This window comes from Enterobacter cloacae complex sp. P40C2 (genome assembly GCF_014930695.1).
In the GTDB taxonomy this organism is placed as follows: Bacteria; Pseudomonadota; Gammaproteobacteria; order Enterobacterales; family Enterobacteriaceae; genus Enterobacter; species Enterobacter pasteurii.
In genome coordinates this window covers 12,215-38,377 of the sequence record NZ_JADBRP010000001.1, presented here as the reverse complement: position 1 = coordinate 38,377, position 26,163 = coordinate 12,215, and the positions used below count along the sequence as shown (strand labels likewise).

Here is a 26,163-nt window from a genome sequence, read left to right as displayed (position 1 = left end):
ATCGAGCCCCTCGCCCCTATGGGGAGAGGGGTTGGGGTGAGGGGAAATTTTTACACCTTACTCGCCATAATCTCAATAATCTGCCGATCCGTTGCCTGCATTGAGCGGCAGGCTAACGCACACAGGTTCGAGATCGACTGCTCCACGTCGTGCGCCACAATGCCCTCATTGCCCGTTACGGCAGTATCGTCCAGCGCCATCATCACGGCCTTCCAGGCGCTCCCCACGCTGGTCGACACTTTCATCGCGCAGCTGTTGGACGCCCCATCGCAGATCATCCCGCTGACGTCGCCGATCATACTGCCGATCGCCATTGCTATCGTTCGGTAGTTTCCGCCCATCAGCCATGCCATCCCTGCGGCTGCACCCATTGCCGCCGTCGTCGCCGCGCACAGTGCGGACAGGCGCGGAAGCTGATAATGGATATAAATTGCCGACAGATGCGAGAGCATCAGCGCCCTCGCCAGCCGTTCGTCATCAGCCTGAACGTGCTCAGCCACCACCACCACCGGCATGGTGGCGGTGATGCCCTGGTTCCCGGAGCCCGAGTTGCTCATGGCCGGCAGCGTCGCGCCGCCCATACGGGCATCCGAGGCCGCGCTGGTGCGGATAACAATGTCTGAGCCCAGATCCTGCGCCACCCATCCGCGCGTGCGCTGCCTGTTGAGGGTCGCGCCAACGCGCAGCCCCCAACGGCCACGTAAACCTTCCCGGGAGAGCGCATCGTTCAGGCGCCCTGCATCAAGGATGAAGCGGATCGCGCTGTACGGCACCTGCTCCACAAACTCCAGGATTTGCGACAGCGTGGTGTTCGCGAGTACCGCCAGCGGGTCATCCTTAGCCTGGCTCTGACGATCGTCAAGCGTGAAGCGGGTTTCCCCCTGGCAAACCACCTCTACCACCCGGGTATGCCCGCCCGCGATGGTTACCATGGCCGAGGACTCTCCGGCATAAACGCAGGCGCGTGAATAGAGGATCTCGTCGCAGGGTTCCTGCAATTTAATCTGCACCAGGCCCGCTTTCAGCATCGCTTTGGCGCGCGCCAGCGCATCGGCCGATACGTCTTTCAGCACCTCCAGCCCGGCCCGTGCATTTCCGCCGAGCGCGCCAAGCGCCGCCGCGATGGGCAACCCGACCATGCCGGTGCCGGGCACCGTTACGCCAAGCCCGTTTTTCATCAGGTTTGGCGATACCCACGCCTCAATTCGCGTCACCTCACCGGACAGCTGCCCGGCAGCCATCGCGCAGGCCAGCGCCAGCGAGACGGGTTCCGTACATCCCAGCGCGGGCTTTACCTCTTCCTGCACGGCGCGAATAAAATGGTTCCATAAAGGATTAATTTGCTCAGACATCGTTACGACCTTATTTAACCTCATGAGAAGGCGAGGAAAGGAGAAACACAAAGCAGCAGCCCGGTAATCACAATAATGACCAGCGAAACGCCTTTATATTTGTGAAGTGCGGGCACTTTGTAGACCAGCCACGCCGGAATTAAGCAGCCCACCATCCCGAAAATAGGGCTACAGATGGAGGTAAAGCTCAGCACCGGCGCGTTTAAGACAATGGCGCTCCAGGCGAGCAGAATGGCGAAAAGCATGATGCCGCGCTGGACGGTGCGTTCATTGATGCTTTCAGCCGGCATTTTGCGGCGCAGGATATTCATGACAATCCCCTGCGTCGCCTCGCGAAAGCCCAGATAAACGCCGAAGAAAGCGGTCATCACCGCAAAAATATTCAGGATAACGCTGACGATTTTGACCCAGCCCGCCCCCTCGCCGCTGATAAACTGTGCGGCAATCGCCAGGGCGGAAATATTCTGCTCATAGGCTTTTACCGCCTCGTCGTGGCCCATCGCGAGGGTAAAGGAGACGGCATAGAAGAAGACCGTTACAAACAGCACGCCAAAGGCAATGTTCATCGCCCGCAGCGCCTTATGTCGCGCGACCTCAACGGATTTTTCCCGCGAGCGATAAGAGATCACCATCGGGCTTAATGTCTGAATAAACAGAATGGAGGTTAAGGTAAAAGGCAGCGTGATGATGGCATTTTTAATCAGCAGCCCCATCGGCGGAAGCATACCCACGTTTGCTAAATGCCAAAGGCCAATCATCGACAGCCCCAGCGCGGCCACGACAAACAGTTTTGTGAGCACCATCAGGCTGGAGACTTTAAACAGCAGCTTTTCGCCGCGTGAAGAAATGGCGACCAGAATGCAGATCAGGAATAAACCGTAGAACGGGTTTTCCGACAGCAAACCGTCCGTTACGCCAAAGGTGTGTAAATAGGATGCGCTGTCGTTGGTGATAGCCGTGGAATAAACAAACATCCAGATAACCAGCATCACGAAATAAAGCGCGCCTAATAAGATGCCCCAGTTTTTACCCAGGTAACCGCTAATCACGCTCGGGTAGTCTTTGCATTCCGGGGATTCCGCCAGCGTATTAATAAACAGGCGCTGGAACATATACATTGCCGGATAACCAATTATCGACGAGAGCAGAAAGACCCACAGCCCCATTAACCCCACCTGCACCGGGAGAAAAACAATTCCCGCGCCGATGGCCATTCCAATACTCATGATGACCCAGCCCGTGTCGCTGCTGTCGAATTTAATCGCCTCTCGCCATTCGCTTTCGCTCATTCCCGCCCGCCTTGCCGCAGGGGAATCACTCACAATCACACTGCTTTTTGTTGCCGTATCCATTGGGCACTCGCTTAATTTGTAGGGTAAGTGTTTATTTTTTATATGTTTCTGTTCGCCAGCGATGGCGAGTCAGAGGGTGCAGGTGCGTGTTGTTAGCGTGAGAAAATCATAGCCGGAGAGAGGGAGAAAAAAGTCACAAAATAAATAGGGTTTTTCTTATGCTGGAGGAAGATTTGCTTTTGAAATACTCAATAAGGAGGATATTTTCTAAACGTGATGCTATTCACGAAATTAAAAGCCTCCCCAAAGGGGGGAGGCTCAGCCTTAGCCTGAATTACATCGCCTGCGTAAACGTCCTTGAAATCACGTCCTGCTGCTGCTCCCGCGTCAGGGCATTAAAGCGCACGGCGTAGCCTGAAACGCGGATCGTCAGGTTCGGGTAATTTTCCGGGTGCTCAATGGCATCCAGCAGCATCTCCCGGTTCATGACGTTAACGTTCAGGTGCTGCCCGCCCTCAATTGCCGCCTCATGGTGGAAGTACCCGTCCAGCAGCCCCACAAGGTTGGTTTTGCGCACCAGCTCGTCCTTGCCCAGCGCCTGCGGCACGATGGAGAAGGTATAGGAGATCCCATCTTTGGCGTAAGTGAACGGCAGCTTAGCGACCGACGTTAACGAGGCGACCGCCCCTTTCCTGTCGCGTCCGTGCATCGGGTTGGCGCCCGGCGCAAACGGCGTGCCGCCGCGGCGTCCGTCCGGCGTGTTACCGGTCTTCTGGCCGTACACCACGTTGGAGGTGATGGTCAGGATCGACTGGGTCGGCACCGCGTTGCGGTAGGTTGGCAGCGCCTGAATTTTCTTCATGAAGCGCTCCACCAGATCGCAGGCAATACCGTCCACGCGGTCGTCGTTGTTGCCGTACTGCGGGTAGTCGCCTTCAATCACAAAATCGACCGCCAGGCCGGTGTGGTCGCGCACCGGTTTCACCGTGGCGTATTTAATGGCGGAGAGAGAATCCGCTGCCACCGACAGCCCGGCAATGCCGCAGGCCATGGTGCGATAAACGTCCCGGTCATGGAGCGCCATCAGCGAGGCTTCGTAGCTGTACTTATCGTGCATGTAGTGAATGAGGTTCAGCGCGCTGATGTACTGCACCGCCAGCCAGTCCATAAAGTGATCGAGGCTCGCCATCACGGTGTCGTAGTCCAGCACCTCATCCAGCAGCGGCTCGGTTTTTGGGCCAACCTGAATCTTCAGCTTCTCGTCCACCCCGCCGTTGATCGCGTAGAGCAGCGTTTTCGCCAGGTTGGCGCGGGCACCGAAGAACTGCATCTGCTTGCCGATCACCATCGGGCTGACGCAGCAGGCAATGGCGTAGTCGTCGCTGTTGAAGTCGGCGCGCATAAGATCGTCGTTCTCATACTGCAGCGACGATGTAACGATCGACACCTGCGCGGCGTATTTTTTGAACGCGATCGGCAACCGTTCTGACCAGAGGATCGTCAGGTTAGGCTCCGGTGCGGGCCCCATGGTGTGCAGGGTATGCAGATAGCGGAAGCTGTTTTTGGTTACCAGCGTACGCCCGTCCAGCCCCATGCCGCCGATCACCTCCGTCGCCCAGATCGGATCGCCGGAGAAGAGGGTGTCGAACTCCGGCGTGCGCAGGAAGCGCACCATGCGGATCTTCATGATGAAGTGGTCGATCAGCTCCTGCGCCTGAACTTCATTCAGCCGCCCGGCCTGCATGTCGCGCTCAATGTAGATATCCAGGAACGACGCCGTGCGCCCCAGCGACATCGCCCCGCCGTTCTGGGATTTTACAGCGGCAAGATAGGCGAAGTAGACCCACTGCACCGCTTCCCGCGCGTCGATCGCCGGGCGTGAAATATCAAAGCCGTAGTTCGCCGCCATCTGCTGGATCTGGAGCAGCGCGCGCCGGTGCTCCGCCAGCTCCTCGCGCAGGCGGATCGTCGCCTCGAGATCTTCTCCACGCTCCAGCTTGCCCTGCAGATCGGCAAACTGCAGTTCACGCTCGCGCACCAGGTAGCTGATGCCGTAGAGCGCCACGCGGCGATAGTCGCCGATGATGCGTCCGCGCCCGTAGCCGTCCGGCAGGCCGGTGAGCACGCCGGATTTGCGGCAGCGCATCATCTCCGGGGAGTAGACGTCAAATACGCCCTGGTTGTGGGTTTTGCGCAGGTCGGTGAAGAGATATTCAAACTGCGGATCCATCTCGCGACCGTAGGCTTCAAAGGAGCTGCGGATCATGTTGATCCCGCCATACGGATGCAGCGCGCGCTTGAGCGGTTTGTCGGTTTGCAGGCCGACGATCGTCTCAAGCTCCCGGTCGATATAGCCCGGTCCGTGAGCGGTAATGGTGGTAGCAATATTGGTGTCAAAATCCACCGGGGCGTGAGTGGCGTTCTCCTGGCGGATGCCGACCATCACCTTCTGCCACAGCGCCGTCGTTGCTGGCGTCGCCTGTGCGAGGAAGGCTTCATCGCCTTCATAAGGGGTATAGTTATGCTGAATAAAATCGCGCACGTTAACGGCGTGTTTCCACTCTTCACCGCGAAACCCGGCCCATGCGTCGCTGTAAGGCGCGACGCTCGTATCGATTGTTACTTTCATCAGTTTCTCGCTTTATCAGGCGTAAGCCGCTGCCGGGGTAACCTTTCCAAGACGGAGGGCGTCCAGCGCGATCATTTTTTCTTCGTTGGTAGGGATCACCGCGCAGGCCACGCGGGACGATACGGTTGATATCACGCGCTCACCCGCGCTGCCCGGCAGGGCATTTTTTGCCTCGTCGAGCGCGATGCCAAAGACGCACAGGCGTTCCGCTACCAGCGCGCGGATAAGCGTTGAGTTTTCGCCAATGCCGCCGGTAAAGATCACCCCATCCAGACGGTGCAGGGATGCGGCGTGACCGGCGATATGCCGCGCAATGCGGTGAACAAAGGTGTGTATCGCCAGCTGCGCCCGCTCGTTGCCCTCGTGCCAGGCTTTCTCCAGCACACGCAGATCTGAGGAGATACCGGAGATCCCCAGCAGTCCTGACTCTTTGTTGACCACCCGCTCCAGATCGTCAAAAGACTGGCCGGTCTGCCGGGCGATCCACGCCATCGCGCCAAAATCCACGTCGCCGCAGCGCGTGCCCATCATCAGCCCTTCCAGCGGCGTCATGCCCATGGACGTATCAACGCTTTCGCCGTTGCGCACCGCGCAGATGGACGCCCCGTTGCCGAGATGGGCAATCACCAGACCGCTGTCATCGGGGGACAGCCCGAGAAGCGCGTGCGCCTGCCCGGCGACGTAGCGGTGAGAGGTGCCGTGGAAACCGTAACGCCGCACGCCCAGCGTTTCGAAATAGCGGTACGGCAGACCGTACAGATAGGCCTGCGGGGGCAGCGTCTGGTGGAAGCTGGTATCAAACACCGCCACCTGCTGCACGCCGGGAAACAGGCGCTCCGCCGCTTCCACGCCGCTCAGGTTGGCGTAGTTGTGCAGCGGCGCCAGCGGCGACACCTGGCGGATCTGCTCAATCACCTGTTCCGTGATCGGGGTCGACTCGCTGAAGAGATCGCCACCGTGAGCAATGCGGTGGCCAATAAAGGCCACGCTGCTCATCAGGTCGCGCTTCTCCAGCTCCAGGGCGATGGCGGCCAGCGCCCCTTCGTAGTCCTGGTGAGCCAGCCTGATCGGCTCACCCCCGTTCACGGAAATAAAGGCTTTTTCAGTGTTGATGCCGTCTGCAATGCCCGTCATCAGGGCATCGCAGCCTGCCGCGTCCAGCACTGAAAACTTAACGGAGGACGATCCGCAGTTAATAACCAGTACTACCGGAAACTCAATCATGCTATGGCTCCGCTCTTCCTGAGCTGTGGTTTAAAACAGTTTGTAGACGATGTTCAGAATGGTCAGCAGACCGACCACGGTAACGAAGATGTTCTCGGTCCGGCCTTTGTACTTCGCCAGCGCCGGTGCCTTGCGGATGGCGTACATCGGCAACAGGCAGAGCAGAGAGGCGATGATTGGCGCCCCCATGGCTTCAATAAGATCAAGAATGTTCGGGTTCGCGTAGGCCACCACCCAGGTGGAACCCATGATGAAGACCATGCTGATGGTGTTCAGCTTGCCCACGGAGACTTTCGTCTTATCGCCCTTGTAGCCAAACTTGACGATCAGGCCGTTCAGCCCCTCCAGCGTGCCCAGGTAGTGGCCGAAGAAGGATTTGAAGATAGCGACCAGCGCGATGATCGACGCGCCATACTCCAGCACCGTGGCAAACGTGGTTTTACTGCCTGACATCGACGCGAAATGGTTCGCCAGGTACGAGAGCACCGGTATGTTCTGCGCTTTGGCGTCCGCCATGTTCTGCGGAGAGAGCGTAAACAGGCAGCTAAAGGCGAAGAACATCACCACGGCGACCATCAGCATGCTGGCGCGGCCGATGATTTTGGAACATTTCTGCTCGGTGAAATCTTTACCGAACTCCGGCTCGTACTCTTCGCGCTTGGAGACCACGAATGAAGAGACGATCGGCGAGAAGTTAAAGGAAAAGACCATGATGGAGATCCCCAGCCACACCGTGACCAGAATGCCGTCATGTCCGGTAAAGGCGATATCGCTCAGGTTAACCTGGTCGATCACCGCCGAGTTCCAGTACGGGATCAGCGACAGGGAAATCAGGACCAGGCTGGCGATGAACGGGAACACCAGGTAGCTCATCACCTTCACCATCAGGTCTTTACCGAACCAAATCACAAAGGCCATCAGCAGCAGCAGGAACAGCGCCACCACGCCGCGGTTGAGCGCGGGCATCTGGAGCTGGTTTTCCCAGAAGGTCATGAAGGTGTTGGTAATGGTGACGCCGTAAATCCACAGCAGCGGGCAAATGGCAAAGAAGTAGAGGAAGGTGATCACCACCCCGCCGGTTTTACCGAAGTGCTCTTCAACCGTTTCGGTGATGTTGCCGGAGACGTTGCTGCCGGACAAACACAGGCGCGCCAGCGCCCGGTGGCAGTAAAAGGCAATCGGGAACGCAAGAACCAGCATCAGCAGGATAGGGATCAGGCCACCAAACCCCGCACGGATTGGGAAGAACAGCACGCCTGCGCCAATGGCGGTACCAAACAGGCCCAGCGTCCAGGTGGTGTCCGATTTACGCCAGGTGGACGTTTTTGACTGGCCAACGATAATGCTTTCTGTGTTGCTCATAAGTCATCCTTTATGCGTCAACGAAGCCGGTAATTTGGGAAACACGGGAGAGATCGATATTGCCGCCGGAGATAATGCAGACGGTTTTTCGGCCCTGAATATAGTGGTCAAGCTTGCCGCTTAATAACGCCGCGCAGGCCAGCGCGCCTGCGCCTTCCGTCACCACTTTATTTCGCTGAATAAGGGCAATCATGCTGTTGCGAATATCGTCTTCGCTGACCAGCACAATGTCGTCGACCAGTTCACGAACGATTTCGAAGGTTAATTTACCCGGGCGAGAAACGTCGCAGCCGTCGGCTAACGTGCCGGTGACGCGATGGTTTATAATTTCACCCGCCTGATACGATGCCGCCATTCCGTGAACGTTTTCGGACTGTACGCCGATAATATTGATGGTCGGGTTAATAGACTTAATGGCCGTTGCAATACCGGCAATTAATCCGCCGCCGCCGATGGGCACAATGACGTTATCCACGTCGTATAAATCTTCGAGTATTTCGAGGCCGATGGTGCCCTGGCCGGCAATGACTTTCGGATCGTCGTAAGGCGGGATAAATATACGGCCTTCCATCTCGACGATTTCGCTCACTTTGGCGATGGTGTCGTTGAAGTTCTCACCGTGCAGCACCACTTCCGCCGAGTAGTCGCGCGTGGCGGCGACTTTGGATTTCGGTGCCCCCATCGGCATCACCACTTTGCCGTCGATACCGAGCATGGCGCAGGAGAGCGACACGCCCTGCGCATGGTTTCCTGCGGAGCAGGCTACCACGCCTTTACGTTTTTCAGCGTCCGTTAACGAGCTTAACTTATTAAACGCCCCGCGTATTTTAAACGAACCGGTACGCTGCATATTTTCAAACTTCAGGAATATCTCGCCCTTACAGCGTTCGCTCAGGTAATTTGAGCGCGGCATACCGGTTTTATATATTTTTCCCGCCAGTCGTTTTCTGGCATCCTGAATATCGTCAATCGTCACCGGGAGATCGTAGGTAATGTGCATAATATCCTCGTTATAATAATTCATTGTTTTCAGGCAAAGTCAGGGTATCAGAGCGTTAAAAAGCGTCGCTCCGGGTGTTTTAAAACGTCATTATTTTTATCGTCGTCTTTCGATATTCATCGACGAATATTGTTTGGCCAGTTCAACCAGAACCGACGCCGATTTTTTAATACTGTAATTTTTCGACCACACGGCGGCATAACGCGCCACGGGTAATTCATCCTCAACCGGCAGAACGATAAACTGATCCGAACCGAATGGTGCAATCATGTCACGGGGGATCACCGTCAGATAATCGGCGTTAAGGACAAGGTTATAGATGGTGACGACGGAATCGGTCTGGACGATGTTTTCGATGCTGATGTGGTTGTCTTGCAGGGTATTCAGGAGTTCTTTGTAGTAGCCCATATCGGTTTGCGGCATCACCCACTGCTCATGCGTGAGCGATGCCAGCCTTGTCGGGCCGGTGCACGTTCGTGATTTACTCGCCACCAGCACAAACTCGGATTCAAACAGCGGCTCGACGTGAAGATCCTGAAGCAGCATGCCGTCGCTCAGCGTCCCAATGGCGAAATCCAGGCGGCCGTCGCGAATGGCGGGCAGGAACGACGAGAGCTGCGCTTCATACATCGAGACGCGCGCTTTCGGGAACACTTCCCTGAATTTCTTGATCATCTCAGACAGGAAGGTGAAGCCAATCAGCGACGGGTAGCCAAAGGAGACGTCCATGACGGTGCTGAAGCTGAGGCTGTTGATTTCGCTCACCATGTTTTTCATTTCGCGGGTGATTGACTCAGCGTAGGACAGCAGCACCTGGCCTGCGGCAGTGAGCTTGACGCCAGTATTTTTGCGCACCATCACTTCCACCCCGAAGTAGGATTCGATATCGCTGATGATTTTGCTGACCGCGGGTTGCGTCAGGCCCAGTTGTCTTGCAGCAGAACCTATCGAGCCACTTTTAATGACTTCCTGAAATACTACGAGGTGCTGAGTTTTCGGTAGAATAATAGTATTCATAATATTCTGCGCTTATTTCCCTGTGACGCTGCGAATTCTACCCAATATCGTTTCAGGGGGTATGTGCTGTTACTCACAATTTGCCAGAACGCCTTTCTTTCTGACTCCTGAGAACGCATTTATCACAATATAAATCAATAGTTTACCTTTATGAAAATACGCTATTCCGCTGATATCGATCAAGAAAAAAAGGCCGAATAAATTTATTTTATGGCAATAACCTTGAAGACGTTTTTCGCATTATAAATATTAATAAAGACTATCTTTCAGACAATTAAAGGTTAATAAAGCATCATTATTTCTTTAAAACATTTTTGTGGTTTATCAACTTCGGCAGGAATATTTAGTGTATCCTGGATGAAAGAGAGGGGCATGTCACATATTCACTAGGAAAATGTTTTTGGATTCAATATCTGATTATCAAATGCGAAAAGACTATTTATCACACCGACAACAACCGCAACATACCATCAACACTGAAATTTTCGAATTTTATAGCGTTAAATTTTGTGATTGAGATCGTCTGCGGAAGATGAATAAAAGAAGATGCCTGATTAATAGTGAAATGTGCTTAGCGTCGCAAAACCGGGAATTGATGTCGCCCAGCGCCTGCAAGGCCAGCAGGTGGCGGAAAGCAAAAACCCCGCCGAAGCGGGGTTTCTTAAGAAGTTGAAGCTGACCGATAAGCCGGGTTCTGTCGTGGACAGTCATTCATCTAGGCCAGCAATCGCTCACTGGCTCAAGCAGCCTACCCGGGTTCAGTACGGGCCGTACCATGTGAACCCCTATTTGGCCTTGCTCCGGGTGGAGTTTACCGTGCCACGGACTGTTACCAGCCGCGCGGTGCGCTCTTACCGCACCCTTTCACCCTTACCTGATCCCGCTTGCGCGGGCCATCGGCGGTTTGCTCTCTGTTGCACTGGTCGTGGGTTTCCCCCCCAGGCGTTACCTGGCACCCTGCCCTGTGGAGCCCGGACTTTCCTCCCCTCCGCCCGTCTCCCCCGAAAGGGACGACGACGAAGCGGCGACTGTCTGGTCAGCTTCGGCGCGCAGTATAGAGGGTTTGCGCCCCGCTGTCACCCCTGGCTGCGCATGCCCACCTGCAATGTCGCGGCGATATTGCGCGAGGCGCGATAAATGTTGTCATACGCGCCGCGAAACGCTTCATCCAGTGAGCCGATGCTGGTCAGCACGCTGAACACTGCGTCAATGCCGTGCTGGTGTACCACGCCCACGTCCTGCGTCAGGCTTCCGGCGATGCCAATCACCGGCTTGTGGTATTTTTTGGCAACGCTCGCCACGCCAACGGGCACTTTGCCGTTAACGCTCTGGCTGTCGATGCGCCCTTCGCCCGTCAACACCCAGGTGCAGTCGTGAATATGTTCCTCGAGGTTGAGCGCCTGGGTGACGATCTCAATGCCGCTTTTCAGCTCGGCACCCAGAAAGGCCATCAGCGCCGCGCCCATCCCGCCTGCCGCCCCCGCGCCCGGCACCTGGTTAACGTCGATGCGCAGCGATTGCCCGATAACGTCGGCATAGTGGCTAAGGCTGGCGTCGAGTTCGAGGATCATCGCCTCCGTGGCCCCTTTTTGCGGGCCAAAGATACGCGACGCGCCGCTTTCTCCCACCAGCGGGTTTGTCACGTCACAGGCAACGCGGATCGCGCATCCCTGTAGCCGCGGATCGAGCCCCGAAATATCAATGCTATTAAGCGCCATCAGGCTGCCGCCGCCGTAGCCGATCTCCGTTCCATTGGCATCCGAAAACCGCGCGCCCAGCGCCTGCATCATGCCAGCGCCCCCGTCGTTGGTTGCGCTCCCGCCGATACCGATAATGATATTGCGCGCGCCTTTATCCAGCGCACGGAGGATCAGCTCCCCCGTGCCGCGCGTGGTGGTAACAAGGGGATTACGCTGCGCGGGAGGAACGAGCACCAGACCGCTGGCGGCGGCCATCTCGATAAAGGCGGTTGTGCCATCCCCGGAGATCCCCCAGCAGGCGTTAACCTTCTCACCCAACGGGCCGGTAACGACCGCCTGCTGCCGGGTACCCTGCGTGGCGGCGATCATCGCTTCAACCGTCCCCTCCCCGCCATCGGCAACAGGGACAGAAACGTAGTGGGCATCGGGGAAGATTTCCCGAAATCCTTTTTCTATCGCCTGCGCAACCTCGGTAGCAGACAGGCTTTCTTTATATGAGTCTGGCGCGATTACGATTTTCATAGTGGTATGCCTGGACCGTAGGCCCGGTAAGCGCAGCGCCACCGGGCAGGACGTCATTAGCGAGCAATTTCAACCTTCGCCAGTTTTTCGTAATAGCACGCTAACGCGCTGTGATCGGCGGTGCCCAGGCCATCCGCACGCAGCGCCTGCATCATCTCCATGACGGCAGCGGTCAGCGGCAGCTGCGCGCCCACGCCATGGGAGGTATCCAGCGCGTTAGCCAGATCCTTAATATGCAGGTCGATGCGAAAACCCGGCTTGAAGTTACGTTCCATCACCATCGGCGCCTTGGCATCCAGCACGGTGCTGCCCGCCAGACCGCCGCGAATAGCCTGATAGACCAGGTCCGGGTTAACGCCCGCTTTGGTTGCCAGCGTCAGCGCCTCCGACATGGCCGCAATATTCAGCGCCACAATCACCTGGTTTGCCAGCTTGGTGACGTTACCCGCACCAATTTCGCCGGTATGCACCACGGAGCCGGCCATCGCCTTCATCAGGTCGTAGTATTTGTCGAACACGGCCTTATCGCCGCCCACCATCACCGACAGCGTGCCGTCGATGGCTTTTGGCTCGCCGCCGCTGACCGGCGCATCCAGCATGTCCACGCCCTTCGCCTTCAGCGCCTCGCTGATTTCACGGCTCGCCAGCGGTGCGATAGAGCTCATGTCGATCACCACCAGGCCCGGCTTCGCGCCGTCGATGATGCCGTTCTCGCCCAGCGCGACCTCTTTTACGTGCGGGGAGTTCGGCAGCATGGTGATGATGACATCACACTGTTCGGCAATCGCTTTTGCGGTCGACGCCGCTTCCGCGCCAGCGGCAATTACCTCTGCCACCGCGTCTGAATTACGATCTAAAACCACCAGCGAGTAACCTGCTTTAATAAGGTTTTTGCTCATTGGTTTGCCCATGATACCCAGGCCAATAAAACCTACTTTCAGCGTCATAATCTGTTTCCTCAATGATGGTTATTTTTTAAAAGCGTCCGCTAATCTCTGCGTCGCCGCGCGGAATACGCCAAGGTCACTACCCACGGCAACAAACGTTGCGCCCCACTCCAGGTAGCGGCGGGCATCGGCTTCCACCGGCGCCAGAATGCCGCACGGTTTACCGTGCGCTTTCGCGCGGGCAAAGATATGCTGGATTGCGCGCTGCACGTCCGGGTGGCCGGCATTGCCCAGGTGGCCAAAGGCGGCAGCCAGATCGCTCGGGCCGACGAAAATACCGTCCACGCCTTCGGTTGCGGCAATGGCGTCGACGTTATCGACCCCCTGCTGGCTCTCGATCTGAACCAGAATGGTGATATTCTTGTTGGACCGAGCGAAATAGTCCGGCACGGTGCCAAACATGTTGGCGCGGTGCGAGACGGACACGCCGCGGATCCCTTCCGGCGGATAGCGGGTAGCAGCTACGGCCAGCGCCGCTTCTTCTTGCGTTTCAACAAACGGGATCAGGAAGTTGTAGAAACCGATATCCAGCAGACGCTTGAGTATTACCGGATCGTTAGTCGGCACGCGCACTACCGGCGCGCTGTGGCTGCCTTTCAGCGCCATCAGTTGCGGAATAAACGTGCTGATATCGTTTGGCGCATGTTCGCCGTCCAGCACCAGCCAGTCGAACCCGGCCAGGCCCAGCACTTCGGTGCTGATGGGGTTTGCCAGCGCGGACCAGCAGCCAATCTGGATCTGGTGCGCCGCGAGGGCCGCTTTAAACTTATTCGGGAAGATATCGTTATTCATTTCTTATACCTTTTTAATTCCGCAGCTTTAGCCAGTATCTTTTTATTTATTCCGACGCAGCGTCAGCGTTATATTTATTTTTCTGTCTGAATTCCGGCGTTATAAAATCGTCATTCAGTATAATCGTCACCTCACGCCAGCACATTGTTTTATTGCTCAATTATCAGGTATTGCATGAACACTATTTTGAGCATTTGCACAATGCAGTGGGCGCTGATGCACAGAATCAAGGATTAGTGATTCGGGAGCGATCGCGATCACATTCTCGCTTTTCCTCTCCTGACATTCTTTATTTCTCAGATAAGAAACTATTAACCATCTGGCTATATTTAGAATCAGATATTTTGCTGGAGAAGCGTGAACAATGGCCGATATTGAAATTCGACAGGCATCGCCGACGGCGTTCTATATTAAAGTGCACGACACCGATAACGTGGCGATTATCGTCAACGACAATGGCTTAACAGCAGGAACCCGGTTCCCGGACGGGCTGGAGCTGATTGAGCACATTCCGCAAGGGCATAAGGTGGCACTGGTCGATATCCCGGCGCACGGCGAAATCGTGCGTTACGGCGAAGTCATCGGCTATGCGGTGCGCCCTATCCCGCAGGGCAGCTGGATTGATGAGTCGCTGGTTGAGCTGCCCACGGCCCCGCCGCTGGAGACGCTGCCGCTGGCGACCCGGGTGCCCGAGCCGCTGCCTCCGCTGGAGGGATATACCTTCGAAGGCTACCGCAACGCGGACGGGAGCGTGGGGACCAAAAACCTGCTCGGCATCACTACCAGCGTGCACTGCGTGGCGGGCGTGGTGGATTACGTGGTGAAAATCATCGAGCGCGATCTGCTGCCGAAATACCCCAACGTGGACGGCGTGGTGGGCCTGAACCACCTGTACGGCTGCGGCGTGGCGATCAACGCGCCGGCGGCGGTCGTACCGATCAGAACCATCCACAATATCGCCCTCAACCCGAACTTTGGCGGTGAGGTAATGGTGATTGGCCTCGGTTGTGAAAAATTACAGCCAGAACGCCTGCTGCAGGGTACTGAGGATGTGAAAGCCATTCCGGTTGACGATGCCAGCATCGTTCGTCTGCAGGACGAGCATCACGTTGGTTTTCGTTCAATGGTCGACGATATTCTTCAGGTGGCAGAGCGCCATCTCGACAAGCTGAACAGACGCCAGCGTGAAACCTGCCCGGCCTCTGAGCTGGTAGTGGGCACACAGTGCGGCGGCAGCGATGCGTTTTCCGGGGTCACCGCCAACCCGGCGGTGGGTTACGCGTCGGATTTGTTCGTGCGCTGCGGCGCCACGGTGATGTTCTCCGAGGTGACCGAAGTGCGCGATGCTATCCACCTGCTCACGCCGCGCGCGGTCAACGAGGAGGTGGGCAAACGCCTGCTGGAGGAGATGGCCTGGTACGATAACTATCTTGATATGGGCAAAACCGACCGCAGCGCCAACCCGTCACCGGGCAACAAGAAGGGCGGCCTGGCCAACGTGGTGGAAAAAGCCCTCGGTTCAATCGCCAAATCCGGCCAGAGCGCGATTGTAGAAGTGCTTTCTCCGGGCCAGCGGCCAACCAGACGCGGCCTGATCTACGCGGCAACGCCCGCCAGCGATTTCGTTTGCGGCACCCAGCAGGTGGCATCCGGCATTACGGTACAGGTCTTTACCACCGGGCGCGGCACGCCGTACGGCCTGATGGCGGTACCGGTGATCAAAATGGCAACCCGCACCGAGCTGGCAAACCGCTGGTATGACTTAATGGATATCAACGCGGGCACTATCGCCACCGGGGAAGAGAGCATTGAAGACGTGGGCTGGAAGCTGTTCCACTTCATTCTGGATGTCGCCAGCGGCCGAAAGAAAACCTTCTCGGACCAGTGGGGGCTGCATAATCAGCTGGCGGTGTTTAACCCGGCGCCGGTGACGTGATGCACCTACCCAACCGCACCGAACGGTTCCCTCTCCCCTGTGGGGAGAGGGTTAGGTGAGGGGATGAACGTTACCCCTTCACCAGCACCACATCGATCCCGCTTTTGCGCAACCCGTCCAGGCTCTCCGCCGGAATGCCTTCGTCAACGATGATCATATCAATCCGCTGCGTATCAATGATTTTATGCAGGCTTGAGCGGTTAAACTTGCTGGAGTCGGTCACAACAACAATACGTTCTGCAACTTCACACATCCGGCGGTTGAGGCGGGCTTCGTCCTCGTTATGCGTACTCACGCCGCGATCGAGATCGATGGCGTCAACGCCGAGGAACAGCAGGTCAAAGTGATAATTCTGTAACGACTGCTCCGCCTGGTCGCCATAGAAGGACTGTGACTGGCGGCGCAGGTGCCCGCCGGTCATCAGGAGTTCTACCCCTTCCGCTTCCAGCAACGCATTCGCGACGTTCATTCCATTGGTCATGGCAATCACATCCGTGTGCTGGCGCAGCATGCGGGCAATTTCAAACGTCGTGGTGCCGGAGTCCAGAATTATGCGGTGTCCGGGCTTCACCAGCGCGGCGGCGGCCTGCGCAATGCTGCGCTTCACCGCCGTATTAAGCGAGCTTTTGTCTTCCACTGAAGGCTCAGCGCCCGGTGCATTGCCCTCGCAGATTAGCGCGCCACCGTAAGCGCGCACGGCAATGCCCTGCTTTTCAAGGAAGGCCAGATCGTTGCGGATCGTGACCGTTGATACGCCATATAACTGAGAAAGATCGTTAACCTGTACGCTTCCCTGCGCCCGGAGCCGCTGAATGATCTGCTCTCGCCTTTCACTGGTGCCGGTGACGCGCTTTTCTGCGGATGGATCGGTGCTGCTCATGCGAGCTCCTTAGTAAAATCACTTTCGTTTTATTTCGTTTTACCTATTAACGCCTTTCTTTTGGGGGAATGCAAGCCCTGAAAGCCTGCCATTCACTCGCTTACGCTGCGCCGAAACCTTTCATTATGTTTCTTTTGTGAAACAGATCGGAAAACTATTATCTTTCGTTTTATTTTTAAATCACCATGATGCAGGATTAAATGAAACAAAACGAAAGATAAGCATCATTACCATCCGACATGGAGAGGAAAGTGAAATATCTGACAGAAATGGTGGAGCAACATAAACAAGGTAAGATGAACGGAATTTATGCCGTCTGTTCCGCACACCCGCTGGTACTTGAAGCCGCAATTCGTTACGCCAATACGCAACAGACGCCTCTGCTGATTGAGGCCACCTCTAACCAGGTCGATCAGTTTGGCGGCTATACCGGCATGACGCCCGCCGACTTTCACGGGTTCGTCTGCAGGCTGGCAAATTCCCTCGGATTCCCGGCGTCAGGACTTATCCTCGGCGGCGATCACTTAGGGCCAAACCGCTGGCAACACCTGCCCGCGCAGGAAGCGATGGCCAGGGCCGACGATCTCATTAAATGCTATGTCGCGGCCGGATTCAAAAAGATCCACCTCGACTGTAGCATGTCCTGCGAGGACGATCCGGTTCCTCTGACCGACGCGATCGTCGCCGAACGCGCCGCACGTCTGGCGAAAATTGCCGAAACAACCTGCCTGAAACAGTATGGTGAATCCGATCTGGTCTACGTTATCGGCACGGAGGTTCCGGTTCCGGGTGGCGCGCACGACACGCTCACCGAGCTTGAGGTGACCACGCCAGACGCGGCGCGCGCAACGCTTGAAGCGCATCGCCACGCGTTCGAAAAGGAAGGATTAAGCGACATCTGGCCGCGCATTATTGGCCTGGTGGTTCAGCCCGGCGTGGAGTTTGACCACGCGCACGTCTGTGACTACCAGCCGCAAAAAGCCATCGCCCTGAGCGAAATGGTAAAAGCTTACGATACGCTGGTTTTTGAAGCTCACTCCACCGACTACCAGACGCCACAGGCGCTTCGCCAGCTGGTAAACGATCACTTCGCCATCTTAAAAGTCGGCCCGGCCCTCACCTTCGCCCTGCGCGAGGCACTCTTTGCGCTGGCTGCCATTGAGGAGGAACTGCTGCCAGCAAAAGCCAGCTCGGGTCTGCGGCACGTGCTGGAAAACGTGATGCTCGATCGGCCGGAATACTGGCAAAGCCACTACCATGGCGACCGCAACGCGCGTCGCCTGGCGCGCGGCTACAGCTACTCTGACCGCGTTCGCTATTACTGGCCGGACAGCCAGATTGACGATGCCTTTGAACGTATGGTGCGCAACCTGGCAGACGAACCCATCCCGCTGCCGCTGATCAGCCAGTACCTGCCGGTGCAGTACAGCAAAGTTCGCGAGGGCGCTCTCAAGCCGACACCGCGAGAACTCATCATCAACCACATTCAGGACATACTCCAGCAATACGACGCCGCCTGCGAAGGCGTAACGACTCAACATGCATAATTAAAAAGAGGAAAAAGGCTATGCCAAATATTGTCTTATGCCGCATTGATGAACGCCTGATCCACGGCCAGGTGGGCGTGCAATGGGTGGGGTTCGCGGGGGCGAACCTGGTGCTGGTCGCGAATGACGAGGTGGCAGAAGATCCGGTTCAACAGAACCTGATGGAAATGGTGCTCGCGGAGGGGATCGCCGTGCGTTTCTGGTCGTTACAAAAGGTGATCGACAACATTCACCGCGCCGCCGACCGCCAGAAAATTCTGCTGGTCTGTAAATCTCCCGCGGATTTTCTGAAGCTGGTTGAAGGCGGCGTGCCTATCACCCGTATCAATGTAGGAAACATGCACTACGCCAGCGGCAAACAGCAAATTGCCAAAACGGTATCCGTAGACGCTGACGACATCGCCGCGTTTAACGGCCTGAAATCGGCCGGGGTGGAATGCTTCGTTCAGGGCGTTCCGACAGAGGCTGCTTTGGATCTCTTTAAACTGCTCTGAGGGTTTCAAAATGGAAATCAGTCTGTTGCAGGCATTCGCGCTGGGACTTCTCGCCTTCATCGCGGGTCTGGATATGTTTAACGGGTTAACGCACATGCACCGCCCGGTCGTTCTCGGTCCGCTGGTTGGCCTGATTCTCGGCGATCTGCACACCGGGATTTTGACCGGCGGGACGTTAGAACTGGTCTGGATGGGTCTGGCACCGCTCGCGGGCGCACAGCCGCCAAACGTGATTATCGGCACCATCGTCGGGACCACGTTTGCCATCACCACGGGCGTCAAGCCGGATGTCGCCGTCGGGGTCGCCGTGCCGTTTGCTGTCGCGGTACAGATGGGGATTACCTTCCTGTTCTCCGTGATGTCCGGCGTGATGTCCCGCTGCGACCGCATGGCGGCCAATGCTGATACCAACGGTATAGAAAGGGTTAACTATCTGGCCATGCTGGCACTCGGCATCTTCTACTTCTTGTGCGCGTTTCTGCCCATCTATTTCGGTGCGGAACACGCGAAAACGGCGATTGATGTTCTGCCGGCGCGTCTGATTGACGGCCTCGGCGTCGCGGGCGGCATCATGCCAGCTATCGGCTTCGCCGTGCTGCTGAAGATCATGATGAAAAACGTCTACATCCCTTACTTCATTATCGGCTTTGTCGCGGCGGCCTGGCTCAAGCTTCCGGTACTCGCGATTGCGGCCGCCGCGCTGGCAATGGCGCTGATCGACCTGATGCGTAAATCACCTGAACCGACGGCTCCAGCGGCCCAGAAAAAGGAATTCGAAGATGGCATCTAATCAAACCACGTTACCGGGCGTGTCTGAAGCTGAAGAGACCCTGCTGACCGGCGTCAACGAGAACGTCTACGAAGACCAGAGCATCGGTGCCGAGCTGACGAAAAAGGATATTAACCGCGTCGCCTGGCGTTCGATGCTGCTACAGGCCTCGTTCAACTATGAACGTATGCAGGCCTCCGGCTGGCTGTATGGGTTGCTGCCCGCGCTGAAAAAGATCCACACCAACAAGCGGGACCTGGCACGAGCAATGAAAGGCCATATGGGCTTCTTTAATACTCACCCGTTCCTGGTGACCTTTGTTATCGGCATCATTCTGGCGATGGAGCGCTCAAAACAGGATGTGAACAGCATCCAGAGCACCAAAATTGCCGTCGGTGCGCCGCTTGGTGGGATTGGTGACGCCATGTTCTGGCTTACCCTCCTGCCTATCTGCGGCGGTATTGGTGCCAGCCTGGCGCTGCAGGGATCGATTCTGGGGGCCGTGGTCTTTTTCGTGCTGTTTAACGTGGTGCACCTCGGCCTGCGTTTTGGTCTGGCGCACTACGCTTACCGGATGGGCGTTGCGGCTATTCCGCTGATCAAGGCCAACACCAGAAAGGTCGGCCATGCGGCCTCCATCGTCGGGATGACGGTGATCGGCGCGCTGGTGGCAACCTATGTCCGTCTCAATACCACGCTTGAAATCAAAGCCGGCGATGCGGTCGTTAAGCTACAGGCCGACGTCATCGATAAGCTGATGCCCGCGTTTCTGCCGCTGGTCTATACCCTGACCATGTTCTGGCTGGTGCGTCGTGGCTGGAGCCCGCTGCGGCTGATTGGTATCACCGTGGTGCTGGGCGTTGTCGGTAAATTCTGTCACTTCCTGTAAAAGCAAAGAGGTTGCGATGTTAGGCATTATTTTGACGGGTCACGGTGGGTTTGCCAGCGGGCTTGAGCAGGCAATGAAGCAGATCCTCGGCGAGCAGCCGCAGTTTATCGCCATCGATTTTCCTGAAACGTCCACCACGGCGCGGCTGACCGCTCAGCTTGAGCAGGCGGTGAGCGAACTCGACGCACAGCAGGATATTGTGTTTCTCACCGATCTGCTGGGCGGCACGCCGTTTCGCGTCGCGTCTACGCTCGCCATGAAAAGACCGGGCAGCGAGGTGATTACCGGCACTAACCTGCAACTGCTGCTGGAGATGGTGCTCGAACGTGAAGGTCTGAGCAGCGAAGCGTTTCGTCTGCAGGCGCTGGAGTGTGGCCACCGCGGCCTGACGAGCCTGGTGGACGAGCTTGGCCGCTGTCGTGAGGAAGCGCCCGCAGAGGAGGGGATATGAGCCAGCTGCTGCGCGCGCGTCGGGTGCTCACCGAACAGGGCTGGCTGGATGACCACCAGCTTCGTATCGAGAACGGCGTTATCGCGGCGATTGAGCCTGTCCCTGCGGGCGTTGTCGCCCGTGATGCCGGGCTACTTTGCCCGGCGTTCATCGATATTCACGTTCATGGCGGCATGGGTGTGGATGTGATGGATGAGGCCCCCGATACGCTGGATGTTTTAGCCATTCATAAAGCACGTGAAGGGGTGGGGGCTTTTTTGCCCACTACCGTTACCGCGCCGCTGGAGGCGATTCACGGGGCACTCACGCGGATCGCCCAACGCTGTCGGTCGGGCGGCCCCGGCGCGCAGATCCTTGGCAGCTATCTGGAGGGCCCGTACTTTACCCCGCAGAACAAAGGGGCCCATCCGCCAGCGCTGTTTCGGGAACTGGATCTCCCCGAGCTGGACGCGTTAATTACGCTCTCCCAAAACACGCTGAGGGTGGTGGCGCTGGCGCCGGAAAAACCCGGCGCGCTACGGGCCATTCGCCACCTGAAGCAGCGAGGTATACGCGTGATGCTGGGCCACAGTGCCGCCACGTACGAGCAAACCCTTGCCGCCTTTGACGCCGGCGCGGACGGGCTGGTGCACTGCTATAACGGCATGACGGGGCTGCATCACCGGGGGCCGGGAATGGTCGGCGCGGGGCTTACGGACAAACGGGCGTGGCTTGAGCTCATTGCCGACGGCCACCACGTCCATCCGGGAGCCATGCGTGTATGCTGCTGCTGCGCCAGGGACCGCGTGGTGCTGATTACCGATGCCATGCAGGCGGCAGGCATGCCGGACGGGCGGTATACGCTATGTGGCGAAGAGGTCACGATGCACCACGGCGTGGTTAAAACCGCCTCCGGCGGGCTGGCAGGGAGCACGCTGTCGCTGGATGCCGCCGTCAGGAATATGGTAGAGCACGCAGGCGTGACGGCCGAAGAGGCTATTCATATGGCCTCGCTGCACCCTGCCCGCCTGCTGGGGATCGATCGTCAGCTCGGATCCTTAGCAGCGGGTAAACGCGCCAATATCATTGCGCTGGATGGCGGCCTGCACCTTCAGCAGATCTGGATTCAGGGCCAGGCTCTCCCCCTTTAGCCCTTTCATTGCGTCACCTTGTGGCTTTACGGCCTCAACCGTAAGGCCTTTCTTTTCCTTTCCTTAAATCTGCCCTTTCCTTTCACGATCACACTTTTCGTTTTATTTCTTTTCTTTCATTGAACTTTCGATTTCTTTTCTATAGATTTTATTTAACTGTTTAAGTGAACAAGTGAAACGAAACGAAAGATAGCGACACGTTTGCCAGCGTCTGATGTGGAATTCACACGACTAAGGACTGAGTTATGCCACAAATCACTCCCGCCGCCACAACCGGCACCTGGACCGAAGAAGAGATCCGCCAGCAGCCTGCCAGCTGGATCCGCTCGCTCACCAATATCGATAATCTGCGCTCCACCATTGACGGTTTCCTGACGCCGCTGCTGCGCAAGCCCAATCTGCGGATCGTGCTGACCGGCGCGGGCACCTCCGCGTTTATAGGCGATATCATTGCGCCATGGCTTGCGAGCCACACCGGGAAAAACGTTTCCGCCATACCGACAACCGATCTGGTCACGAACCCGATGGATTACTTCAGCCCGGCACATCCGCTGCTGCTGGTTTCGTTTGCCCGTTCCGGTAACAGCCCGGAGAGCGTGGCGGCCGTAGAGTTGGCCAATCAGTTCGTGCCGGAGTGCTATCACCTGTCTATCACCTGTAACGAGGCGGGCAGCCTGTACCAGAATGCCGTCAACAGCGATAACGCTTATGCCCTTCTGATGCCTGCCGAAACGCACGATCGCGGCTTCGCGATGACCAGCAGTATTACCACCATGATGGCGAGCTGCCTGGCGGTATTCGCGCCAGACGCGATCGGCAGCCGCAGCTTCCGCGACGTGGCCGATCGCTGCCAGGCGATCCTCACCTCTCTCGGCGATTTTCGTCAGGGCGTATTTGGTAACGAACCGTGGAAAAGGATCGTCTACCTGGGAAGCGGCGGCCTGCAGGGCGCGGCGCGCGAAGCGGCGCTGAAGGTGCTGGAACTGACGGCGGGCAAGCTGGCGGCATTCTATGATTCCCCAACGGGCTTCCGTCACGGGCCCAAATCGCTGGTGGATAACGAAACGCTGGTGGTGGTGTTTGTCTCCAGCCATCCGTATACCCGTCAGTACGATCTCGATCTGCTGGCCGAACTGCGCCGCGATCGTCAGGCTCTTCGCGTTGTCGCCGTCGCCGCCGAAAACGATCCGGTGATTGAAGCGGGTCCGCACATCCTGCTGCCGCCTTCCCGCCCGTTTATTGATATGGAACAGGCGTTCTGCTTCCTGATGTACGCCCAGGTCTTTGCGCTTTCCCAGTCCCTCCGCGTGGGAAATACGCCCGATACGCCATCTGCCAGCGGAACGGTTAACCGCGTGGTACAGGGCGTTGTTATTCATCCGTGGCAGGCTTAAGAGGATCGCACCATGAGCATTATTTCAACGAAGTATCTCCTCCAGGACGCGCAGGCAAAAGGCTACGCCGTGCCGGCGTTCAACATCCACAATGCGGAGACGATCCAGGCGATCCTCGAAGTCTGTAGCGAAATGCGATCGCCGGTGATCCTCGCGGGCACGCCGGGCACGTTTAAGCACATTGCCCTGGAAGAGATCTACGCCCTGTGCAGCGCGTACTCGTTAACCTACGACATGCCGCTGGCGCTGCATCTCGATCACCATGAGTCCCTCGACGATATTCGTCGTAAGGTCAACGCAGGCGTGCGCAGCGCGATGATCGACGGCAGCCACTATCCGTTTGAACAAAACGTGAAGCTGGTGAAGTCGGTGGTTGATTTTTGCCACCTTAACGACTGTAGCGTCGAGGCCGAGCTGGGCCGACTGGGCGGCGTGGAAGATGACATGAGCGTAGACGCCGAAAGCGCGTTTCTCACCGACCCGCAGGAAGCGAAACGCTTTGTCGAACTGACCGGCGTCGACAGCCTCGCCGTCGCCATCGGCACCGCGCACGGCCTGTATACCAGGCGTCCCAAAATCGACTTCCAGCGGCTGGCTGAGATCCGTGAAATGGTCACCGTGCCGCTGGTGCTGCACGGCGCGAGCGACGTGCCGGATGAAGATGTTCGTCGCACCATTGAGCTGGGTGTGTGCAAAGTCAACGTGGCTACCGAGCTGAAAATCGCCTTTTCTGACGCGGTTAAAGCCTGGTTTGCCCAAAACCCGCAGGGTAACGATCCGCGCTTCTATATGCGGGTCGGTATGGACGCCATGAAAGAGGTGGTCAGAAGCAAAATTACCGTTTGCGGTTCGGCTAACCGCCTGCTGCTTCCGGCAGAAGCCTGATCAAAAAGGAGCTTACGCTGATGAAAAAAATCCTCACACTCTCCATGCTTGCCCTGTGCGTTTCCCATAGCGCGGCGGCAGCGAACTACACGCTCAATAACGACAATATTGCCCTGTCGTTTGATGATGCAAACTCGACGGTAGTGGTTAAAGACACCAGAACTCAACGTCCGCTCCAGCCGCAGGAGCTGTTTTTTCTGACGCTGCCGGACGAGAGTAAGATCCACACGGCGGATTTTAAAATCAGGCATGTCGAAAAGCAGGACAGCGGGATAGTTATCGATTTCACCCATCCGCAATTCAACGTGACGGTGAAGCTGAACCTGGTGAAGGGCAAATACGCCAGCATCGACTACACCATCGCAGCCGTTGGGCAGCCGCGGGATGTAGCAAAAATTACCTTCTTCCCGACCAAAAAGCAGTCTCAGGCACCTTATGTAGACGGGGCAATTAATAGCTCGCCGATCGTCGCAGACTCGTTCTTTATCCTGCCGAATAAACCCATCGTTAACACCTACGCCTATGAGGCGACGACCAACCTCAACGTGGAGCTGAAAACCCCTGTTCAGCCAGACGCCCCGGTCAGCTACACCACGTACTTTGGCACCGTCCCGGAGACCAGCCAGCTGCGCCGCAGCGTAAACCAGTTTATTAATGCCGTCCGTCCGCGTCCGTATAAGCCTTATTTACACTACAACAGCTGGATGGATATTGGCTTCTTTACCCCCTACTCCGAGCAGGATGTGCTGGGGCGCATGGATGAATGGAATAAGGAATTTATTACCGGGCGCGGCGTGGCGCTGGATGCTTTCCTGCTGGATGATGGCTGGGATGATTTGACCGGTCGCTGGCTGTTTGGCCCGGCTTTCAGCAACGGTTTTGGCAAGGTACGGGAGAAAGCGGACAGCCTGCACAGCTCCGTCGGCCTGTGGCTCTCGCCGTGGGGCGGATATAACAAACCGCGCGACACGCGCGTCTCGCATGCAAAAGAGTACGGTTTCGAAACGGTAGACGGGAAGCTGGCGCTGTCGGGCCCGAACTACTTTAAAAACTTTAATGAGCAGATCGTTAAGCTTATCAAAAACGAGCACATAACCTCGTTCAAGCTCGACGGGATGGGCAATGCCAATTCGCATATTAAGGGCAGCCCATTCGCCTCGGATTTTGACGCCTCTATCGCTCTGCTGCATAACATGCGCAGCGCCAATCCGAATCTGTTTATTAACCTGACGACCGGTACCAACGCCAGCCCATCCTGGCTGTTCTACGCCGATTCCATCTGGCGTCAGGGAGATGATATCAACCTGTACGGTCCCGGCACGCCGGTGCAGCAGTGGATGACCTACCGCGATGCGGAAACGTATCGCTCCATCGTGCGTAAAGGTCCGCTTTTCCCGCTGAACTCCCTGATGTATCACGGGATCGTCAGCGCGGAGAACGCGTATTACGGCCTGGAGAAGGTGCAAACGGACAGCGACTTTGCCGACCAGGTATGGAGCTATTTCGCCACCGGCACCCAGTTGCAGGAGCTGTACATCACTCCATCAATGCTCAACAAGGCGAAGTGGGATGTCCTGGCGCAGGCCGCGAAGTGGTCCCGGGATAACGCCAGCGTGCTGGTCGATACCCACTGGATCGGCGGAGATCCGACGGCGCTTGAGGTTTACGGCTGGGCGTCGTGGAGTCAAAACAAAGCCATTTTCGGTTTGCGAAACCCATCGGATAAGCCGCAAAGCTACTATCTGGATCTTGCCAGAGACTTTGAGGTCCCTATGGACGGCACGACGCACTTCGGTTTAAAAGCGGTGTACGGCAGTAACGATAGCATACCGGAGGAGTATAAAAACGCGGTGGTGATTACCCTGAAGCCGCTGGAAACGCTGGTGTTTGAAGCGACGCCTGTAAAGTAACAGGCGCAAAGCCGGGTAAGGCGAAACCGTCCCCCGGCAAA

21 protein-coding genes and 1 other RNA gene are annotated in these 26,163 nt (G+C 57.0%); 10 read left to right on the top strand and 12 right to left on the bottom strand.

What is annotated here, in order from left to right:
* Positions 1-50 precede the first annotated feature (50 nt).
* The 11 genes from IM304_RS00185 to garL all read right to left on the bottom strand — a co-directional run bounded on the left by IM304_RS00185 (position 51) and on the right by garL (position 13,837).
* Complete coding sequence (locus IM304_RS00185; protein WP_193355052.1) at positions 51-1,352, bottom strand: serine dehydratase subunit alpha family protein; 1,302 nt, start codon at positions 1,350-1,352, stop codon at positions 51-53.
* A 20-nt stretch (positions 1,353-1,372) separates the two neighbouring features.
* On the bottom strand, positions 1,373-2,704 hold the full coding sequence (locus IM304_RS00180) for an amino acid permease (RefSeq protein ID WP_176609411.1): 1,332 nt from the start codon (positions 2,702-2,704) through the stop codon (positions 1,373-1,375).
* A 274-nt stretch (positions 2,705-2,978) separates the two neighbouring features.
* Complete coding sequence (gene pflB, locus IM304_RS00175; protein WP_193355053.1) at positions 2,979-5,273, bottom strand: formate C-acetyltransferase; 2,295 nt, start codon at positions 5,271-5,273, stop codon at positions 2,979-2,981.
* Between the two features lie 15 nt (positions 5,274-5,288).
* Positions 5,289-6,497 (bottom strand): propionate kinase, encoded by a 1,209-nt coding sequence (gene tdcD, locus IM304_RS00170; RefSeq protein ID WP_193355054.1) that lies wholly within the window; start codon positions 6,495-6,497, stop codon positions 5,289-5,291.
* Between the two features lie 30 nt (positions 6,498-6,527).
* Positions 6,528-7,859 (bottom strand): threonine/serine transporter TdcC, encoded by a 1,332-nt coding sequence (gene tdcC, locus IM304_RS00165; RefSeq protein ID WP_148418360.1) that lies wholly within the window; start codon positions 7,857-7,859, stop codon positions 6,528-6,530.
* Positions 7,860-7,869: 10 nt separating this feature from the next.
* Entirely contained in the window at positions 7,870-8,859 is a 990-nt protein-coding gene (gene tdcB / locus IM304_RS00160; protein ID WP_148418359.1) for a bifunctional threonine ammonia-lyase/L-serine ammonia-lyase TdcB, read from the bottom strand.
* A gap of 96 nt (positions 8,860-8,955) precedes the next feature.
* Positions 8,956-9,876: a transcriptional regulator TdcA gene (tdcA, locus tag IM304_RS00155; protein WP_148418358.1), complete on the bottom strand. Its 921-nt coding sequence runs from the start codon at positions 9,874-9,876 to the stop codon at positions 8,956-8,958.
* A 667-nt stretch (positions 9,877-10,543) separates the two neighbouring features.
* Positions 10,544-10,920: RNase P RNA component class A (gene rnpB, locus IM304_RS00150), an RNA gene on the bottom strand.
* Positions 10,921-10,952: 32 nt separating this feature from the next.
* Positions 10,953-12,098: a glycerate 2-kinase gene (gene garK, locus IM304_RS00145; RefSeq protein WP_193355055.1), complete on the bottom strand. Its 1,146-nt coding sequence runs from the start codon at positions 12,096-12,098 to the stop codon at positions 10,953-10,955.
* Between the two features lie 56 nt (positions 12,099-12,154).
* Positions 12,155-13,045: a 2-hydroxy-3-oxopropionate reductase gene (gene garR / locus IM304_RS00140; RefSeq protein WP_193355056.1), complete on the bottom strand. Its 891-nt coding sequence runs from the start codon at positions 13,043-13,045 to the stop codon at positions 12,155-12,157.
* Positions 13,046-13,066: 21 nt separating this feature from the next.
* Positions 13,067-13,837: a 2-dehydro-3-deoxyglucarate aldolase gene (garL, locus tag IM304_RS00135; RefSeq protein WP_148418355.1), complete on the bottom strand. Its 771-nt coding sequence runs from the start codon at positions 13,835-13,837 to the stop codon at positions 13,067-13,069.
* A gap of 364 nt (positions 13,838-14,201) precedes the next feature.
* On the opposite strand from garL, the gene garD reads away from it, so the two are divergent.
* Complete coding sequence (gene garD, locus IM304_RS00130; RefSeq protein WP_176609406.1) at positions 14,202-15,773, top strand: galactarate dehydratase; 1,572 nt, start codon at positions 14,202-14,204, stop codon at positions 15,771-15,773.
* A 70-nt stretch (positions 15,774-15,843) separates the two neighbouring features.
* Here garD and IM304_RS00125 read toward each other — a convergent pair whose 3' ends face one another.
* Positions 15,844-16,653, bottom strand: a complete 810-nt coding sequence (locus IM304_RS00125; RefSeq protein ID WP_176609405.1) for a DeoR family transcriptional regulator — start codon at positions 16,651-16,653, stop codon at positions 15,844-15,846.
* Between the two features lie 239 nt (positions 16,654-16,892).
* Between IM304_RS00125 and kbaZ the strand changes: the two genes are divergently transcribed.
* The 9 genes from kbaZ to IM304_RS00080 all read left to right on the top strand — a co-directional run bounded on the left by kbaZ (position 16,893) and on the right by IM304_RS00080 (position 26,122).
* Positions 16,893-18,200, top strand: a complete 1,308-nt coding sequence (gene kbaZ, locus IM304_RS00120) for a tagatose-bisphosphate aldolase subunit KbaZ (RefSeq protein WP_193355057.1) — start codon at positions 16,893-16,895, stop codon at positions 18,198-18,200.
* A gap of 20 nt (positions 18,201-18,220) precedes the next feature.
* Positions 18,221-18,694 (top strand): PTS N-acetylgalactosamine transporter subunit IIB, encoded by a 474-nt coding sequence (agaV, locus tag IM304_RS00115; protein WP_148418351.1) that lies wholly within the window; start codon positions 18,221-18,223, stop codon positions 18,692-18,694.
* Positions 18,695-18,704: 10 nt separating this feature from the next.
* A complete protein-coding gene (agaW, locus tag IM304_RS00110) occupies positions 18,705-19,484 on the top strand; it encodes a PTS N-acetylgalactosamine transporter subunit IIC (protein WP_193355058.1) in 780 nt (259 codons plus the stop codon).
* Positions 19,474-20,352: a PTS N-acetylgalactosamine transporter subunit IID gene (gene agaE / locus IM304_RS00105; protein ID WP_193355059.1), complete on the top strand. Its 879-nt coding sequence runs from the start codon at positions 19,474-19,476 to the stop codon at positions 20,350-20,352. Before agaW ends, agaE begins: the two co-directional genes overlap by 11 nt.
* A gap of 16 nt (positions 20,353-20,368) precedes the next feature.
* Positions 20,369-20,803: a PTS galactosamine/N-acetylgalactosamine transporter subunit IIA gene (agaF, locus tag IM304_RS00100; protein WP_148418348.1), complete on the top strand. Its 435-nt coding sequence runs from the start codon at positions 20,369-20,371 to the stop codon at positions 20,801-20,803.
* Complete coding sequence (gene nagA / locus IM304_RS00095) at positions 20,800-21,933, top strand: N-acetylglucosamine-6-phosphate deacetylase (protein WP_193355060.1); 1,134 nt, start codon at positions 20,800-20,802, stop codon at positions 21,931-21,933. Before agaF ends, nagA begins: the two co-directional genes overlap by 4 nt.
* Before the next feature lie 245 nt (positions 21,934-22,178).
* Positions 22,179-23,327 carry an SIS domain-containing protein gene (locus tag IM304_RS00090; protein ID WP_193355061.1) on the top strand — a complete coding sequence of 383 codons (1,149 nt, stop codon included), beginning with the start codon at positions 22,179-22,181 and terminating at the stop codon, positions 23,325-23,327.
* A gap of 12 nt (positions 23,328-23,339) precedes the next feature.
* Entirely contained in the window at positions 23,340-24,212 is an 873-nt protein-coding gene (kbaY, locus tag IM304_RS00085) for a tagatose-bisphosphate aldolase subunit KbaY (protein WP_193355062.1), read from the top strand.
* Positions 24,213-24,232: 20 nt separating this feature from the next.
* Positions 24,233-26,122 (top strand): enterotoxin, encoded by a 1,890-nt coding sequence (locus tag IM304_RS00080; RefSeq protein WP_193361515.1) that lies wholly within the window; start codon positions 24,233-24,235, stop codon positions 26,120-26,122.
* Positions 26,123-26,163 lie beyond the last annotated feature (41 nt).

Excerpts from the sequence above, each read along its gene's own strand:
- IM304_RS00125 (WP_176609405.1), bottom strand. The coding sequence starts at position 16,653 with ATGAGCAGCACCGATCCATCCGCAGAAAAGCGCGTCACCGGCACCAGT.
- IM304_RS00180 (WP_176609411.1), bottom strand. The coding sequence starts at position 2,704 with ATGGATACGGCAACAAAAAGCAGTGTGATTGTGAGTGATTCCCCTGCG.
- kbaY (WP_193355062.1), top strand. The coding sequence starts at position 23,340 with ATGAGCATTATTTCAACGAAGTATCTCCTCCAGGACGCGCAGGCAAAA.
- IM304_RS00080 (WP_193361515.1), top strand. The coding sequence starts at position 24,233 with ATGAAAAAAATCCTCACACTCTCCATGCTTGCCCTGTGCGTTTCCCAT.
- kbaZ (WP_193355057.1), top strand. The coding sequence starts at position 16,893 with ATGGAGAGGAAAGTGAAATATCTGACAGAAATGGTGGAGCAACATAAA.
- agaF (WP_148418348.1), top strand. The coding sequence starts at position 20,369 with ATGTTAGGCATTATTTTGACGGGTCACGGTGGGTTTGCCAGCGGGCTT.
- agaE (WP_193355059.1), top strand. The coding sequence starts at position 19,474 with ATGGCATCTAATCAAACCACGTTACCGGGCGTGTCTGAAGCTGAAGAG.
- garK (WP_193355055.1), bottom strand. The coding sequence starts at position 12,098 with ATGAAAATCGTAATCGCGCCAGACTCATATAAAGAAAGCCTGTCTGCT.
- agaV (WP_148418351.1), top strand. The coding sequence starts at position 18,221 with ATGCCAAATATTGTCTTATGCCGCATTGATGAACGCCTGATCCACGGC.
- garD (WP_176609406.1), top strand. The coding sequence starts at position 14,202 with ATGGCCGATATTGAAATTCGACAGGCATCGCCGACGGCGTTCTATATT.
- agaW (WP_193355058.1), top strand. The coding sequence starts at position 18,705 with ATGGAAATCAGTCTGTTGCAGGCATTCGCGCTGGGACTTCTCGCCTTC.
- tdcB (WP_148418359.1), bottom strand. The coding sequence starts at position 8,859 with ATGCACATTACCTACGATCTCCCGGTGACGATTGACGATATTCAGGAT.
- nagA (WP_193355060.1), top strand. The coding sequence starts at position 20,800 with ATGAGCCAGCTGCTGCGCGCGCGTCGGGTGCTCACCGAACAGGGCTGG.
- IM304_RS00090 (WP_193355061.1), top strand. The coding sequence starts at position 22,179 with ATGCCACAAATCACTCCCGCCGCCACAACCGGCACCTGGACCGAAGAA.
- tdcD (WP_193355054.1), bottom strand. The coding sequence starts at position 6,497 with ATGATTGAGTTTCCGGTAGTACTGGTTATTAACTGCGGATCGTCCTCC.
- garR (WP_193355056.1), bottom strand. The coding sequence starts at position 13,045 with ATGACGCTGAAAGTAGGTTTTATTGGCCTGGGTATCATGGGCAAACCA.
- pflB (WP_193355053.1), bottom strand. The coding sequence starts at position 5,273 with ATGAAAGTAACAATCGATACGAGCGTCGCGCCTTACAGCGACGCATGG.
- tdcA (WP_148418358.1), bottom strand. The coding sequence starts at position 9,876 with ATGAATACTATTATTCTACCGAAAACTCAGCACCTCGTAGTATTTCAG.
- IM304_RS00185 (WP_193355052.1), bottom strand. The coding sequence starts at position 1,352 with ATGTCTGAGCAAATTAATCCTTTATGGAACCATTTTATTCGCGCCGTG.
- tdcC (WP_148418360.1), bottom strand. The coding sequence starts at position 7,859 with ATGAGCAACACAGAAAGCATTATCGTTGGCCAGTCAAAAACGTCCACC.
- garL (WP_148418355.1), bottom strand. The coding sequence starts at position 13,837 with ATGAATAACGATATCTTCCCGAATAAGTTTAAAGCGGCCCTCGCGGCG.